This is a genomic window from Campylobacter sp. CFSAN093246 (assembly GCF_012889415.1).
GTDB lineage: Bacteria > Campylobacterota > Campylobacteria > Campylobacterales > Campylobacteraceae > Campylobacter_D > Campylobacter_D jejuni.
In genome coordinates this window covers 1328711-1343441 of sequence record NZ_CP040613.1, presented here as the reverse complement: position 1 = coordinate 1343441, position 14731 = coordinate 1328711, and the positions used below count along the sequence as shown (strand labels likewise).

The window sequence follows — 14731 nt, the reverse complement described above, 5'->3', positions numbered from 1 at the left end:
AAATGTGTGGAATCGTAGGTTATATAGGAAATAATGAAAAAAAACAAATTATACTAAATGGACTTAAAGAATTGGAATATCGTGGCTATGATAGTGCGGGTATGGCAGTGATGCAAGAAGGAGAGCTCAGTTTTTTTAAAGCTGTAGGAAAGCTTGAAAATTTGGCGAATAAATGCACGGATTTTGAAAGTCAAGGTTATGGTTTTGCTATAGGTCATACAAGATGGGCAACTCATGGTAAGCCTACTGAAATCAACGCACATCCTCATTTAGGACAGTATTCTTGTGTGATTCACAATGGTATTATAGAAAATTATAAAGAAATCAAAGATAAACTTGAAAAAGAAGGCGTGAGTTTTTTAAGTCAAACCGATACAGAAGTGATTGTTCAGCTTTTTGAATTTTATGCAAGAAATTTGGGAGTTTTTGAAGCTTGGCAAAAAACCATCAAAGAACTTCGCGGTGCTTTTGCTACTTTGTTAGTAACAAAAAAAGATCCCAATCATGTGTATTTTGCAAAAAATGCTGCTCCTTTGATTATCGGTAAAAATGCAAATAAAGAATGGTATTTTTCTTCAGGTGATGCGCCTTTGATAGGAAGTTGTGATGAGGTAATGTATCTTGAAGATTTAAGCTTGGGATACGCGAGTAAAGATGAGCTTGTCGTTTATGAAAATGATATTTTAAAATCACTTTGTTTTTCTAAGCTTTCAGGCGATAAGGCTTATGCAAAAAAAGACGGCTTTCGTTTTTTTATGGAAAAAGAAATTTATGAACAAAGTCGCGTGATGAGTGAAGTTTTAATGGGGCGTATTCAAGGCGATGAAGTCATTTTTGATGAGCTAAACAATGAAGATTTAAGTCAAGTAGATGAAATCACGCTTTGTGCTTGTGGAACAAGCTATCATGCTGCAATGGCAAGTGCTTATTTGTTTGAAAGAATTGCTAAAGTTAAAGCTAAAGTAGAAATTGCAAGTGAATTTCGATACCGTGAAGCAATTATAAAAAAAGATTCTTTATTTATCGTTATTTCTCAAAGTGGAGAAACAGCAGACACTTTAGAGGCTTTAAAGATTGCAAAAGAGCAGGGTGCTAAGACTTTTGCAATTTGCAATGTGGATAATTCTAATATAGTGCGTTTAGCACATCTAAGTCTTTTAACTCGTGCGGGCATAGAAAAAGGAGTTGCTTCAACTAAAGCTTTTGCTACTCAGGTTTTAACACTTTGGATGCTTGCTATTTTTATGGCACAAAAAAGAAATTTAAATGTTTCTGCTGAAATTAAAGCACTTTTGCATACTCCAAATTGCGTGAGTGTAAAACAGGCTTTACATGAAAAAATTCATCGTTTATCCAAGCGTTATTTAGATGGACATGGCTTTTTCTTTATAGGCAGAGATGTGTTTTATCCTTTGGCTTTAGAAGGAGCTTTGAAACTTAAAGAATTATCTTATCTTCACGCTGAGGGTTATCCTGCAGGAGAGATGAAACATGGCCCTATTGCTTTGGCTGATTCTAAGCTTTATACTATAGCTTTAATGCCAAAGCACATGCTTTATGAAAAAACAAAATCAAATGTTGAAGAGCTTATTGCTAGGGATTCTACAGTGCTTAGCATTTCACCTTTAGAATTTGATTTAAGTGATGATTTTATAAAAACCAATGAGCAAGATCATTATATGTGTGAATTTTTTGAAATGATGGTCATTACTCAACTTTTGGCGATGGAAATTTCCATAAGACTTGGCAATGATGTGGATATGCCAAGAAATTTGGCTAAAAGCGTAACGGTAGAATAGAAATGAAAAAATTTTTTTGTTTAACTTTAGTTTGTAAACTTTTTGCTTTAAGCGAATTTGAACTTCATCATATTGATAAAGTACATAAGCTAGGGTATAGTGGAGATACTATTATAATAGGTGTAGCCGATGATGCTTTTAATCAAGATCATACTAGTTTAAAGGATAAGATTTTAAAGTCTACTTATCCTACTGATACAGCTGGGAAACAGCTTATACCTGATTTGAAAAAATCAACACACGGAAGTCATGTAGCAGGTATAGCTGTTGGAGCAAAGATAGGCGATAGCAAACCTTATGGAGTGGCTTATGGGGCAAAATTTTATGGAGCTGGGGTGTTTCCAAATGGCTCTTACACTCAAATTCCTGATATTTATAATTTTTTCAAAGATGTGAGTATTATTAATAATAGCTGGGGTATTAATTTTTATCCTTATTTTAATCTTAAGGCTTCAAATTCTGGATTAGTAGATTGTACTCAAACTAATCAAGGGACAAGCTATAATATCTGTAATACTCCTTTGGAATATGTTATGAAAGCAGATAAGGTTGCTAATGATATGATGAGGCTTAGCAAGGACAAGGGAGTATTAAATGTATTTGCTGCTGGTAATGAAGGAATTCTTAGCCCTGCTTTGCATGCGATTTTACCAAGTTATGATGAATCTTTAAGAGCTTGGTTGGCTGTTGGAGCTTTGGATGCAAATGAGATTACTTTAGAATCAGATGGGACTTTAATAATTAAAAGTCAAGGTTTGGCTGATTTTAGTAATGGTTTTAAGGGAGCTACGAATTTTTCTTTAGTTGCTGCTGGAGTAAATATTAATAATGTTGATTCAAGCACTAATGATAAGTTTACAAAAAAAAGTGGAACTTCTATGGCAGCACCTATGGTAAGTGGAACAGCGGCACTGGTCAAGCAAAATTTCCCCTTTTTGGATGGTAAGCAAATTGCTGATATACTATTAAGTACAGCAAATAAAAATTATAAGGCTCCAAAATTTACTGTTAAACAAGTAACCGATGGAACAAATCAACCTAAATTTCTTATTGTGTATATTTCGCAAGATCCACCTGGGATAGAAGATGAAATAAAACGGGATTTAAAACAGCTTTACAATGGAATACAAGTTCAAGTTAATGGACAATGGATTGATTATAGTGATTATATTTGGGATAATAGAGATAGTGCGCAGTCACAAAAACTTAATACTTCCACTATTAGTTCTATTAATGGAGTAGTTAGAGTTGAGAAAGAAGAATTATTTGGACAAGGAATTTTAGATGCACAAAAGGCGTTAAAAGGACTGAGTATTTTAGATGCAAACAGACTCAGTGATCAGGATGTATTAAAATATGAGCAAGAACCTAATACAGCTTATTATACTATAAACACTGCAGGTTATGATGCTGAATTTTCTAATGATATTAGTCAAAGAAAATGGGATGAAAGTACTCATTTATCAAGTGCTATTAATAAACCTACACATTTAGCTAATCTTAACATAGGATTATCTAAAGAAGGCGAAGGTATTTTGATTATCAGTGGTCAAAATACTTATGAGGGTGCAACTTTAATCAAACAAGGAGAATTAAAGCTTAAAGGAAAAGTTAAAAATAATGCTTATGTAGAACAAAAAGCAATATTAAGCGGTAATGGTATTGTAGGGCAAAATTTAAACAATAAAGGCATAGTTAGACCTGGAAATGAAGATTTGAATGATTTAACCGTGCAAGGAACTTATACCCAAGAAGGAGTTGACTCTAAATTGCAACTTGATTTTGGTAATTATAAAAATTCTAAACTGATTGCAAAAACTTATGATATTAAGAGCGGGAATTTAGAATATATTCCTTTACCTAAATACTATATCTTAAATAAGCCAGTGAAAATTAATTTAGGAGATTTGGAAAAAAGTTTATCATCTTTTAATCATGTTTTGATACAAAATACCTATGCTTTAAATTTTGATTTTGTTTTAAGTGATGATTTAGTGAGTATTAATAAAACCTTAATAAAACCTAATTTAAAGCCAAATGCTTACGAAATTCCTAATACAAGCTTGGGAAATGCTTTAAGACAATTGCGATCTAGGGCAGACTTGAGTCAGACTTATCAGGAATTTTTTGCTTCTTTAGATAATGGAATAGATGTAAAGACTAAATTAAATAGAATAGAAGGTTCAGGGTATTTAAGCACTTTTAGTAATCATAATCAATCTAATTTAATGCAAAATAATATGTTATTTACCCTTCATCCTCTTAATATTAATAATTTTGCACAAAACAATAATATCTTACTTGCTAGTACTTATTTACCTAGAATTTTTAGCAATGAAGAATATTTTTGGCATCTTATTCCAAGTTATAAATACTATAAAGATAAAGATTTTTCAGGTCAAAAAACAGGTGCTAATATCTCTTTAGGAGAAAATTTCTCATCAGGCTTTTTAGCTTATGCTTTATCTCTTTCTAGCGCTAAATTTAATTTTAATAATGGTAGTGATTTGAAGAGTTATAACATGGATTTATTGCTTAATTATAACCATGATTTAGATTTTATAAAAATATTAAGTGGATTAGGTATAGGTGTAGGATTTAATACTCTTAATCGTTTTGTAGTAGAGCAGCCAATTGAAGGCAAATATAAAACATTGCAAACTTCAGCCCAGCTTGGTGTAACTAAAGATATTATTTTAGGTCAAGATTTTATTTTTAATCCTTTAATGTATTTTACACATAGTTTTTTTTATCAAGAAGATTTTAAAGAAAATAAAAGTCCTTTTGCTAAAAATTATGAAAGTTTAAAACATCATAGCATAAATGCAAATTTAGGTTTTAATCTTGCTAAAAATATAGAGCAAGATGATTATCAAGCTTCTTTTTCTACTTTTGTAATTTTTGAAAAAAGAATTTATGGAAGAACTTTAGAAAATAAGGCTAGTTTTGTTGATTTTCCTATTGCTTTTATTCAAAAATATAAATTAAAAGATAATATTTTAAGTCAAGGTTTTAATTCAGAATTTTTATATAAAAACAATGTATTTTGGCAGTTTATGTTAATGAATAGATTTTCTCATAATGCCTATGAATTGCATTTAATGAGTTCAGTGGGAAAACGTTTTTGAAAGTATTTATTTTTTTAGCTTATAATAAATAAAATTTTAATCAAAGGAAAAAATTATGGAATACAGAGTTGAACATGATACCATGGGTGAAGTTAAGGTTCCAAATGACAAATATTGGGGAGCTCAAACTGAAAGAAGTTTTGAAAATTTCAAAATCGGTTGCGAGAAAATGCCAAAGGTTTTAATCTATGCTTTTGCAAATCTTAAAAAATCTTTAGCTTTGGTCAATAACAAACTTGGCAAACTTGATGATGCTAAGAAAAATGCTATAGTTCAAGCTTGCGATGAGATTATCGCAGGTAAATTTGATGATAATTTTCCACTTGCGATTTGGCAAACAGGTTCAGGCACACAAAGCAATATGAATATGAATGAAGTTATTGCAAATCGTGCCACTGAAATCATGGGCGGGGATTTTCGCAAAGAAAAGCTTGTACATCCAAATGATCATGTTAATATGAGTCAAAGTTCAAATGATACTTTTCCAACAGCTATGAGTATCGTTGCGGTTGAGCAAGTAGAGAAAAAGCTTATCCCTGCGCTTGATGAGCTTATTGCAACTTTTGAAAAAAAAGTAAAAGAATTTGATGGTATTATCAAGATAGGACGCACGCATTTACAAGATGCTACTCCACTTACTCTAGCGCAAGAATTTAGTGGATATCTTTCTATGCTTTTACATTCAAAAGAGCAAATCATCGCTTCTTTACCAACTTTAAGAGAACTTGCCATAGGAGGAACCGCAGTGGGAACAGGGCTTAATGCACATCCAGAATTAAGCCAAAAAGTAAGTGAAGAGCTAACTCAACTTATAGGTACAAAATTTATTTCAAGTCCAAATAAATTTCATGCTTTAACAAGTCATGATGCGATTAATTTTACTCATGGAGCTATGAAAGGTTTGGCTGCAAATTTAATGAAAATTGCAAATGATATAAGATGGTTAGCTTCGGGTCCAAGATGTGGTCTTGGTGAGCTTATCATTCCTGAAAATGAGCCAGGAAGTTCGATTATGCCAGGTAAGGTAAATCCTACCCAGTGTGAAGCTGTTACTATGGTTGCTGTACAAGTGATGGGAAATGATGTAGCTATCGGATTTGCAGCAAGTCAAGGAAATTTTGAACTTAATGTGTTTAAGCCTGTGATTATTTATAATTTCTTGCAAAGTCTTGATTTGTTGGCTGATTCTATGCATTCATTCAATATCCATTGTGCTGTAGGCATAGAACCAAATCGTGCAAAAATCGATCATAATCTTCATAATTCTTTAATGCTAGTTACCGCTCTAAACCCATACATAGGTTATGAAAACGCTGCTAAAGTGGCCAAAAATGCTCATAAAAAAGGTATTTCTTTAAAAGAAAGCGCAATGGAGCTTGGTTTGGTTAGTGAAGAAGATTTCAATAAATTTGTTGATCCTACTAAAATGATAGGCTCAAAAGCCTAGAACATAAAACTTGCCTTTTTTAAGGCAAGTTAAATTAAATTCTTATCTTTTAAAATCACATACATTCTTAAAGTTGATACAAAAAAAGTTAAAATCGCAGGACCTAGTATAATACCCCAAAAACCAAAGGTTGAAATTCCTGCTATCATGGCCAAGAAAATTAAAAGTTCGTTGATTTTAGTGGGAGTTTTTACAAGTTTTTTGTTGATCCATTTGATGATTAAAGGTTTGATTAAAGTATCTGCTATAAAAGAAATTACAATTACAGAATAAATAAAAATAACAAGAGCTGAGTTAAGATTGTTTGAGGCAAATTCATAAAGACTTACAGGCACATAAATTAAAGCTCCTCCTATAGCAGGTATGAGAGAACTTACAGCAAAAATTACTCCCATTAAAATTCCATCATAACCATAAAACATTGTGATTAAACCAAAAAGTGCACCTTGAAATATTGCTACAATTACCATAGAGTAAAGCACAACAGCCATAACATTACCCACTTCGCTTAAAACATCATCGAGTTCTTTTTTATCAATAGGAATGATGGATTTAAGATAGATAACAAGTTCTGTTCCATATAGATTTGCAAAGAAATAAAATACGCAAATTAAAACCATATCTATAAGAAATTTAGCTCCTGATTTTGTAAAACTTGAAGCATAACTTAGAATTTGTTTAGAAATGCTATTTAAATCTATAGAAGCTAAAAATTCTTTGATTTTAGGTTCTAAAAAATTAAAGCTTTCAGGCAAGGTAAATTGATAATTTTTGACATAATCAAGTGTTTGTGTAACTAAATTAATATCAAAATTCTTTAAAGCTTTGGCAAGTTCTATCATAGCATAAACAAAAGGTGCAAAGAAAAGCAAAACCATACAAGTTGTTGTAAGAATGGAAGCTAAAAATTTATGCCCTTTAGTAAGATTTAAAAATTTCGCATTGATGTTTGAGGTAGCTACCGCCATTAAACTAGCTATGATAATTACAAGTAAAAAACCTTTAAAAAGGTAAAGTAAAAGAAATAAAATGACTAAAATAAAGCTTATAAGAAAGAATTTTCCATTTTGCAAAATTTACTCCTCAAATAAAGTTTTTTCATAGTTTAGTTTTAAAGCACTATAACTTTTTGCACTTGCTATACGCCCTTTTGCAGTGCGTTCTATATAGCCATTAGCTAATAAATAAGGCTCGATTACATCTTCTATGGTATTTTCATCTTCACTTAAAGCCGCAGCAATACTTGCAAGTCCGATAGGTTTTTGTTTGGCAGCGGTTAAAAGTTCAAGATATCTTAAATCCATCGCATCAAAACCAAGCTCATTAACTCCTAAAGAATTTAAGGCCTCATTAGCTCTTTTTTCTGTGATAATCTCTTCATCATTAACATCGGCAAAATCTCTAACTCTTTTTAAAAGCCTTAGAGCTATTCTAGGAGTTGAACGACTTCTTTTAGCGATCTCAAGTGCGGCTTTTTCTTCGCAAGTTTTATTAAGTTTTAAAGCTGCTTTTTGCAAGATTAGGGCAAGTTCGCTATCTTTGTAAAATTCTAATCTAAATTGCATACCAAAACGATCACGTAAAGGATTGCTAAGCATACCTGCACGCGTTGTAGCCCCTATAAGAGTAAATTTTGGTAAATCGATTTTTATGGTTTGAGCAGCTGGACCACTACCTATGATAATATCAAGGCGGTAATCCTCCATTGCAGGGTAAAGCACTTCTTCGATAGTAGGACTTAAGCGATGAATTTCATCGATAAAAAGTATATCTCCTTCGCTAAGATTGGTTAAAATAGCGGCTAAATCTCCGCTTTTTTCTATCATAGGAGCGGCGGTTGTTTTGATATTTGCACCCATTTCATAGGAGATGATATTAGCTAGTGTTGTTTTTCCAAGTCCTGCAGGACCACTAAAAAGTATATGATCTAAACATTCATTGCGTTTTTTGGCTGCAGCTATAAAGATATTTAAATTTTTTTTAATGCTTTCTTGACCTATATAACCATCAAAATTTGAAGGACGCAACGAAGTTTCGTAAGTTTCATCAAAGGAGTATTTTTCTATTTCTACTATTCTATCCATATCTTTGCTTATATTTTGGAAAAATTAAAATAAGATTTTAGCTAAAATTTGCTAGAATTTACATTAAACTTTAATGATTATGGTTTAAAAATGGGAATTTTAACAAAATTAGAATTAGATTATGAAATTGACGATATAGAAAAATTTTTACAATTTTTTAGAACCATGTGCGATAGGTTTGAACCTTTAATCATCAAGCTTGGAAGCGATAGCGTGCGTTATAAAGAAGCCATAAAAGAGCTTGAAACTTTAGCACACAATACCGCTTGGGCAGCAAGACGCTTAAATCTTGAAGAAGTGACTGATTTTTGTGTATTTTGTGAAGAGATGATGGCGCAAGCAAATCGCTTTAATGGGCCTGCTAGTGATGAATTTACGGATTGGATGCTTTTGATGAGTGATCAGTTTGAAAAATATTGTCGTTCATATGAAAATGATGATTCTGTTTTAGCGGTTTTTAATCCTTTAATTGTTAATGTTCCAAATATTATTTCTAAATAAGGGAGCGACTTGGCTTCGACAGGAGTAAGTCTGCTTAGATGGCATGTCGCTTTGGGCAAAGCGTAAAAAGCCCAAATAAAATTAAACGCAAACAACGTTAAATTCGCTCCTGCTTACGCTAAAGCTGCGTAAGTTCAGTTGAGCCTGAAATTTAAGTCATACTATCTAGCTTAATTTTCGGTCATCTTTGATAGTGTAGCCTTGCGTTTGACAAGCGTTGAGGTGAAATAAAGTCTTAGCCTTGCTTTTGAGTTTTGGAAGATGAGCGAAGTAGGGTGAAGTAGTCATCTTTGCTAAGCATGTAGAGGTCTTTGTGGGATTATTTTTGGACAGGGGTTCGATTCCCCTCGCTTCCACCATCACGCTAATTTTAAGTAAATCATAAGTTTATTTCAAATTTTTAGAATTTTTTATATGAAGTTAAGAACGATTTATTACCCTTAAAACTTTGATATATTAGGTTTTATAATTTTTCATTAAAAATTTATAGTTTTATTTTTAAGCTTATTTTTAGGGGATATAATTATTCCTTCAGTTTAAATTTATTGAAGGAGAAACTTATGAAAAAAAATGCTTCGAGCAAGATATTGCTAAGCTTAGGTGTAGCAACTTTGCTTTATTCGAGTGCTTTTGCTGAAGAAATCAATCTTACACAATCTTCAGATGTGGGAAATTATTTTGAAGAAAATGGTAAGGATATCAATCTTAAAAATCCTAATAAGTACAAAGGGCAAGATTTAAGTATCAAAATGGGTGTTTGGGATTTACCAAGCGATGATTATGATAGCGCTGATTATCGATTTAACATTGATATCGGTAAAGACAATACTTTAAGCTTTACACATAACAATAAAGAAAATCCTGCTTATGTAACAAATCTAAACGCTACTGCTAAAGAGGTTAAAACAACAGATATAGTTTTACAAGCTTTTGCACCTTCGGTGATTAATGGAAATTTAACTATGACTAGCTCAGGAGGTGAAGCCATTACTGAGGATGAAAAAAAGGCTCAGGTATAATTCTTTATAATGGAGCAGTTGAAGGAAAAAGTGCTAATGGTAGCTTAACTATAAATGGAAATTTTACCGCCGATAAAACCCTTTTTGCTACTTATGGAAATTTTGTTAAGGTAAATGGAACTGCAAATCTTGCAAATTCAAATTTTGGACTTATCAAACGCTCTTATACAGACTTAGAAGCAAATAATGTAGTAATGGTTCAAGCTAAAGATTTTAACAAAGATATCTTAGAAGAAAAATCAAATAATAACGCGGGTGCATTACTTTTAAAATTCGCAAGTGATTATATCTCAACCGATGTTCAAGGTAAAGATCCTTTGGAAGCAGGAACTATAATAGATATTAGCGATGAAGATAAATACGGCGATGGAGAAAAAGGCTTAGTAGATTATAAACTTAGCGTTCAAAACTGCGGTGGCAATAAATGCTTAGTGATCAATGGAGGTGCTACTGCAGCGGCTAAAGATAAGCTAGTTCAACTTCAAGTAGATATAGATACTATCGATAAATTGCTTAAAAATGAATTTGATTCCGATCAAGATGAAGAATGGGCAAAAGCCAAAGAAGCTCTTGAAAAACAAAAAACTGAACTTCAAACAATGTTAGAAGAAGCTGAGAAAAACGGCGGTAAAATCGATGATGAAAAATACATTGATTTAGTAAATAAAAATTCAAATTGAAATCTTAACTCTAATGATAAAGCTTCTATCCTAGCACTTCGTTCTATCACAGAACAATTAGGAAGTATAGGAGCAGATTTAGCAAGTAGAGAAGGTGTAAAACTAGCTTTAGATATCAAAAAAGATACAGACAATACAGGTAAATCTGTATCTAATCTAAATTCAGCTTCTAGTGCAGTAAATACCACTATGAATATTTCTAATGATGTTTCTATAGGTTCTCGTGTAGCAATGCTAAACAATCCTTTTGGAACTTATGCTTCTAAAATGAATGGCCTTAAATTTGCTGCTTTAGATAGCGATATGAGACCAAGCTATGTAAATGAATATACCAATAGTGTTTGGGCTAATGCTTTTGGTGGTGCTAACATTATCGATGGAGATAGTGGTGCAATGTATGGTGCTACTATAGGTGTAGATAAACAAGCTAATGATGATGTTTTATGGGGTGTTTATTTTACTTATGCAAATGCTAAAATCAAAGACAATAATCTAGAACAAAAAAGTGATAACTTCCAATTAGGCATGTATTCTACTATCAATATAGCTCCACAATGGGAACTTAATCTTAAAGCTTATGCTCAAGTTTCTCCAACTAAACAAGACAATGTTCAAATAGATGGTGCATATAACTCAGATTATACAAGTAAATTCTTAGGACTTAGTGCTAATGCAGGTCGTGTGTTTGACTTTAGTGATAATACTTTATTTATTAAACCTTTTGCGGGAGTAAATTATTATTTTAGTTATACTCCATCTCATACAGAAAATGGTGCTATTGCTAAAGATATTGATTCTATGAAAAACAATTCTGTAAGTATTGAAGTGGGTGCTGAATTTAGAAAATATATGAATGAAAACTCTTATATTTTTGTAACTCCAAAAATAGAACAATTTGTTATCAATAGTAGTGATGATTACACAGCTAACCTAGCTGTAAATAATGCTTTCTTTACTAGTATTGAAGCTAACAACAAGAAAAAAACATACGGACAAATTATCGTAGGGGGTAATGTAGATTTTACAAATCAACTCAGTATGAATCTTGGCTTTGGTGCTAAACAAATACTAGCAGGTAAAGTAGATAATAAAAATGAAACTTACTTAAGTGGTCAAGTAGGACTTAAGTATAAATTTTAATCTTAAAAATCATTTCTAAATCTTTTTATAGTTTAGAAATAATTGTTTATTTCTATGGGAAATCTCCTAGGGCTTTATTTTAAAGCCCTTTTTTATAACAAACAAGTAAATAAGTCTTTAGAGTAAAAAACCCTAAAAACTTTTAGTTTTCTTTGAAAAGTTTGGAAGCTAAGTGCGTTGCACGACTTTGATCTGTATCTTTTTTAAGTGTTTTATAAATTTTACTTACATATTCTTCTAAGGTTTGTTGAGAATCTATGATTTTTTCAGAAGAAGGAATTTTTTCATATTCTCCATTATTTTTAAGCTTATAAGCTAAAACATTATCACTAAGTTGCAAGCGTAAAAATTGAGCTAATTTAGCTTTGCTTCTTTCATCATATATAGGAGTCATAAGTTCTAAACGGCGTTCTAAATTTCTTGGCATCCAATCTGCACTCGATATAAAATAATTTGGCTCACTATGTTTAAAATAAAATACTCTAGCATGTTCTAAGTATTTTCCTATGATGCTTCTAATGCGTATGTTTTTGCTGTATTCTTCATCAGGTTTTAAGCAACAAATTCCGCGTATGATAAGATCGATTTGCACTCCTTCCATACTTGCTTCATAAAGCGCTTGTATGATATCACTATCCACAAGAGAATTCATTTTAGCTACAATCACACCTTCATTTTTCTTGCTTGTTTCAATGCGTATCATTTCTAAAACTTTTTCTTTGATTTGATTTGGGCTCATTGAAAGAGTTTGAAGGCGACGATTTTTACTAAAGCCCGATAAGATGTGGAAAAAGCTTGTCGTATCTCTTGCAAATTCTGCTTTGCTTGTAAAATAACTCACATCAGTATAGATTTTAGCACTGCTTGCATTATAATTTCCTGTGCTTAAATGCATATAAAATTTAAGTTTATCTCCTTGTTTGCGTATGACTTGAGAAACCTTAGCGTGGACTTTAAAACCTGTAATGCCATAAATAACATGAGCTCCGGCATTTTCTAAAGCTTTCGCCCAATGAAGATTATTTTCTTCATCAAAGCGTGCTTTTAATTCTACCATCACAGTTACTTGTTTTCCATCACTTGCAGCATCAATTAAAGCTTGAACTATATTGGAATTTTTTTCCACTCTATAAAGTGTCATTCTTATGGAAATTACTTCAGGATCTTTGCTTGCTTCTTTGATAAATTTATAAACTGGATCAAAACTTTCAAAAGGTTGTATGATGAGTATATCTTCTTTTTCTACAGCATCAAAAATAGATAAATTCTCATCAAAAGGTGGTAAAGTTTTAGGCGTGTAAAGTGGGCTTAAAAGATGCGTAAAGGTTTTATTTCCTGCGATTTGCCAAAGGCTAGGGAGATTGAGTAAAATAGAATATTCATAAACATCTTTATGAAAAATTTTCATGTGAGTATTAAGAAATTCTACGATTTGCTCATCTGCATCTTTTTGAATTTGCAATCTTACAAAAGCTCCTTTTCTGCGAAGTTTTAAGCCTTGTTCTAAAATCATCATAAAATCATCAGCTTCTTCCTCTTCTATTACCATATCTGCATTTCTAGTCACTCTAAATGCTGCTGAAGCTAAGAGTTTATAGCCTGGAAAAATTTCTTCTGCGTGTTGATGGACTATACTTTCTATAGGAACATAAATATTTGCACTTACTTCATAAAAACGAGGTAAAACTCTTGGAATTCTAATCATTCCAAATTTTACAAGTTCAGGATGCGCTTTATCGCAAATTTTAACCGCTAGTGAAAAAGATAAGTTGTTTAAATGCGGAAAAGGGTGAGTAGCATCAACAGCTATTGGAACAATAACAGGAAAAATATTGGAGAAAAAATACTCATCACATTTTTGTTTTAAATTTTCATCTAAATTCTCATAATGTTTTATGAAAAGATTTTCTTTTTCTAGTTCACTTGTGATTTCATTAAAATAACGCTCCAAAAGTTCTTTTTCTTGGTGTAAGTATTTGCGTATGGCTTTTAATTGTTGTAACGGGGTCATTTCATCGTTACTGCTTGCATTAACTCCAGCTGAAAAAAGTTGTTTTAAGCCTGCGACGCGTATCATATAAAATTCATCTAAATTAGTGCAATATATAGCTATAAATTTTAATTTTTCTAACAAGGGTAAATTTTTAGAACATTGGTCTAAAACACGAGAATTAAAGCGAAGCCAAGAAAGTTCGCGATTGATAAACATATCAGGACTTGTTTGCATTAATTTTTCCTTTTTTAGTTGTATTTTATCATTTATTTTGAAATTATTGAATAAAAGTTTTAAATTTTTTAGGTTAATTAAGAGTAAATATATCTTTAAAATTATATTAAATTCATCTATGTTAGAATCACAAAATTTATTTCTGGGAAATTCTGTGACATTGTTGTTTCATTGAAGATTTTAAGAAATGATAATTTTAAGGAGGAAAATTTTGAAGAAAACTTCGAATCTTTTTACTATTTTTCTTGTTTTGCTTTTTGTTTTCTTTGCGGTTGGGTTTTATACTTTTTATAACGCTAAGGGCACATCTTATTTAAGCAATGCAAGTGAATCTTGTAATAACTGCCATATTATGAATGAAGTTTATAACGAATACATGGCAGGACCACATTCTCAAAAAGTCAAAGGCGAACCAAGAGCAACTTGTGTGGATTGTCATTTGCCACATAATTTTGTAGCTAAGTGGATAGCTAAAGCCCAAAGTGGTTTAGGGCATGCTTATGCTTTTACTTTTAAACTTGATGAGTTGCCTACAAATTTGAGTGCGACTGAAAAAAGCAGAAAAATGGTGCAAGAAAACTGCATACGCTGTCATGCAGATTTTGCTCAAACGGCTATCAATGCTACAACAAATCCACATGCAGACAAGTCATTAAATTGTGCTTCTTGTCATAAAGATGTTGGACATAAACACGGAATTTAATAA

The 14731-nt window shown here is 31.8% G+C and carries 11 protein-coding genes and 1 other RNA gene; 9 read left to right on the top strand and 3 right to left on the bottom strand.

Annotation, left to right across the window (positions count from 1 at the left end; all coding sequences use genetic code 11):
• The first annotated feature begins 2 nt into the window (after positions 1-2).
• From glmS to fumC, 3 genes are read left to right on the top strand one after another with little or no spacing between them, the layout of a single operon-like run.
• Entirely contained in the window at positions 3-1799 is a 1797-nt protein-coding gene (gene glmS, locus FBE87_RS06985) for a glutamine--fructose-6-phosphate transaminase (isomerizing) (RefSeq protein WP_100616564.1), read from the top strand.
• A 2-nt stretch (positions 1800-1801) separates the two neighbouring features.
• A complete protein-coding gene (locus tag FBE87_RS06980) occupies positions 1802-4927 on the top strand; it encodes a S8 family serine peptidase (RefSeq protein WP_100621849.1) in 3126 nt (1041 codons plus the stop codon).
• A gap of 55 nt (positions 4928-4982) precedes the next feature.
• Positions 4983-6374, top strand: a complete 1392-nt coding sequence (fumC, locus tag FBE87_RS06975) for a class II fumarate hydratase (protein ID WP_002874443.1) — start codon at positions 4983-4985, stop codon at positions 6372-6374.
• A gap of 29 nt (positions 6375-6403) precedes the next feature.
• On the opposite strand, the gene FBE87_RS06970 is transcribed toward fumC, so the two are convergent.
• Positions 6404-7447, bottom strand: coding sequence for an AI-2E family transporter (locus FBE87_RS06970; RefSeq protein ID WP_002862038.1), 1044 nt, complete (start codon positions 7445-7447; stop codon positions 6404-6406).
• A gap of 3 nt (positions 7448-7450) precedes the next feature.
• Positions 7451-8458: a Holliday junction branch migration DNA helicase RuvB gene (gene ruvB, locus FBE87_RS06965; protein ID WP_057096971.1), complete on the bottom strand. Its 1008-nt coding sequence runs from the start codon at positions 8456-8458 to the stop codon at positions 7451-7453.
• Positions 8459-8548: 90 nt separating this feature from the next.
• Between ruvB and FBE87_RS06960 the strand changes: the two genes are divergently transcribed.
• From FBE87_RS06960 to FBE87_RS09320, 5 genes are all read left to right on the top strand, one after another.
• On the top strand, positions 8549-8959 hold the full coding sequence (locus FBE87_RS06960) for a hypothetical protein (RefSeq protein WP_002783915.1): 411 nt from the start codon (positions 8549-8551) through the stop codon (positions 8957-8959).
• Positions 8960-9318: a transfer-messenger RNA gene (ssrA, locus tag FBE87_RS06955) on the top strand. It abuts the gene before it with no gap.
• Positions 9319-9519: 201 nt separating this feature from the next.
• Positions 9520-9978: a hypothetical protein gene (locus FBE87_RS09330; RefSeq protein WP_057042281.1), complete on the top strand. Its 459-nt coding sequence runs from the start codon at positions 9520-9522 to the stop codon at positions 9976-9978.
• 194 nt (positions 9979-10172) lie between these two features.
• Positions 10173-10658, top strand: coding sequence for a hypothetical protein (locus FBE87_RS09325; protein WP_269468758.1), 486 nt, complete (start codon positions 10173-10175; stop codon positions 10656-10658).
• A gap of 189 nt (positions 10659-10847) precedes the next feature.
• On the top strand, positions 10848-11798 hold the full coding sequence (locus FBE87_RS09320) for an autotransporter outer membrane beta-barrel domain-containing protein (protein ID WP_052799484.1): 951 nt from the start codon (positions 10848-10850) through the stop codon (positions 11796-11798).
• A gap of 142 nt (positions 11799-11940) precedes the next feature.
• Here the strand turns inward: FBE87_RS09320 and FBE87_RS06945 are convergent, their stop codons facing one another.
• Positions 11941-14049 (bottom strand): RNA degradosome polyphosphate kinase, encoded by a 2109-nt coding sequence (locus FBE87_RS06945; protein ID WP_257070075.1) that lies wholly within the window; start codon positions 14047-14049, stop codon positions 11941-11943.
• Positions 14050-14212: 163 nt separating this feature from the next.
• Between FBE87_RS06945 and nrfH the strand changes: the two genes are divergently transcribed.
• A complete protein-coding gene (nrfH, locus tag FBE87_RS06940; RefSeq protein ID WP_010891930.1) occupies positions 14213-14728 on the top strand; it encodes a cytochrome c nitrite reductase small subunit in 516 nt (171 codons plus the stop codon).
• Positions 14729-14731 lie beyond the last annotated feature (3 nt).

Excerpts from the sequence above, each read along its gene's own strand:
- glmS (WP_100616564.1), top strand. The coding sequence starts at position 3 with ATGTGTGGAATCGTAGGTTATATAGGAAATAATGAAAAAAAACAAATT.
- FBE87_RS06980 (WP_100621849.1), top strand. The coding sequence starts at position 1,802 with ATGAAAAAATTTTTTTGTTTAACTTTAGTTTGTAAACTTTTTGCTTTA.
- fumC (WP_002874443.1), top strand. The coding sequence starts at position 4,983 with ATGGAATACAGAGTTGAACATGATACCATGGGTGAAGTTAAGGTTCCA.
- ruvB (WP_057096971.1), bottom strand. The coding sequence starts at position 8,458 with ATGGATAGAATAGTAGAAATAGAAAAATACTCCTTTGATGAAACTTAC.
- FBE87_RS06960 (WP_002783915.1), top strand. The coding sequence starts at position 8,549 with ATGGGAATTTTAACAAAATTAGAATTAGATTATGAAATTGACGATATA.
- FBE87_RS09330 (WP_057042281.1), top strand. The coding sequence starts at position 9,520 with ATGAAAAAAAATGCTTCGAGCAAGATATTGCTAAGCTTAGGTGTAGCA.
- FBE87_RS09325 (WP_269468758.1), top strand. The coding sequence starts at position 10,173 with ATGGTTCAAGCTAAAGATTTTAACAAAGATATCTTAGAAGAAAAATCA.
- FBE87_RS09320 (WP_052799484.1), top strand. The coding sequence starts at position 10,848 with ATGAATATTTCTAATGATGTTTCTATAGGTTCTCGTGTAGCAATGCTA.
- nrfH (WP_010891930.1), top strand. The coding sequence starts at position 14,213 with ATGATAATTTTAAGGAGGAAAATTTTGAAGAAAACTTCGAATCTTTTT.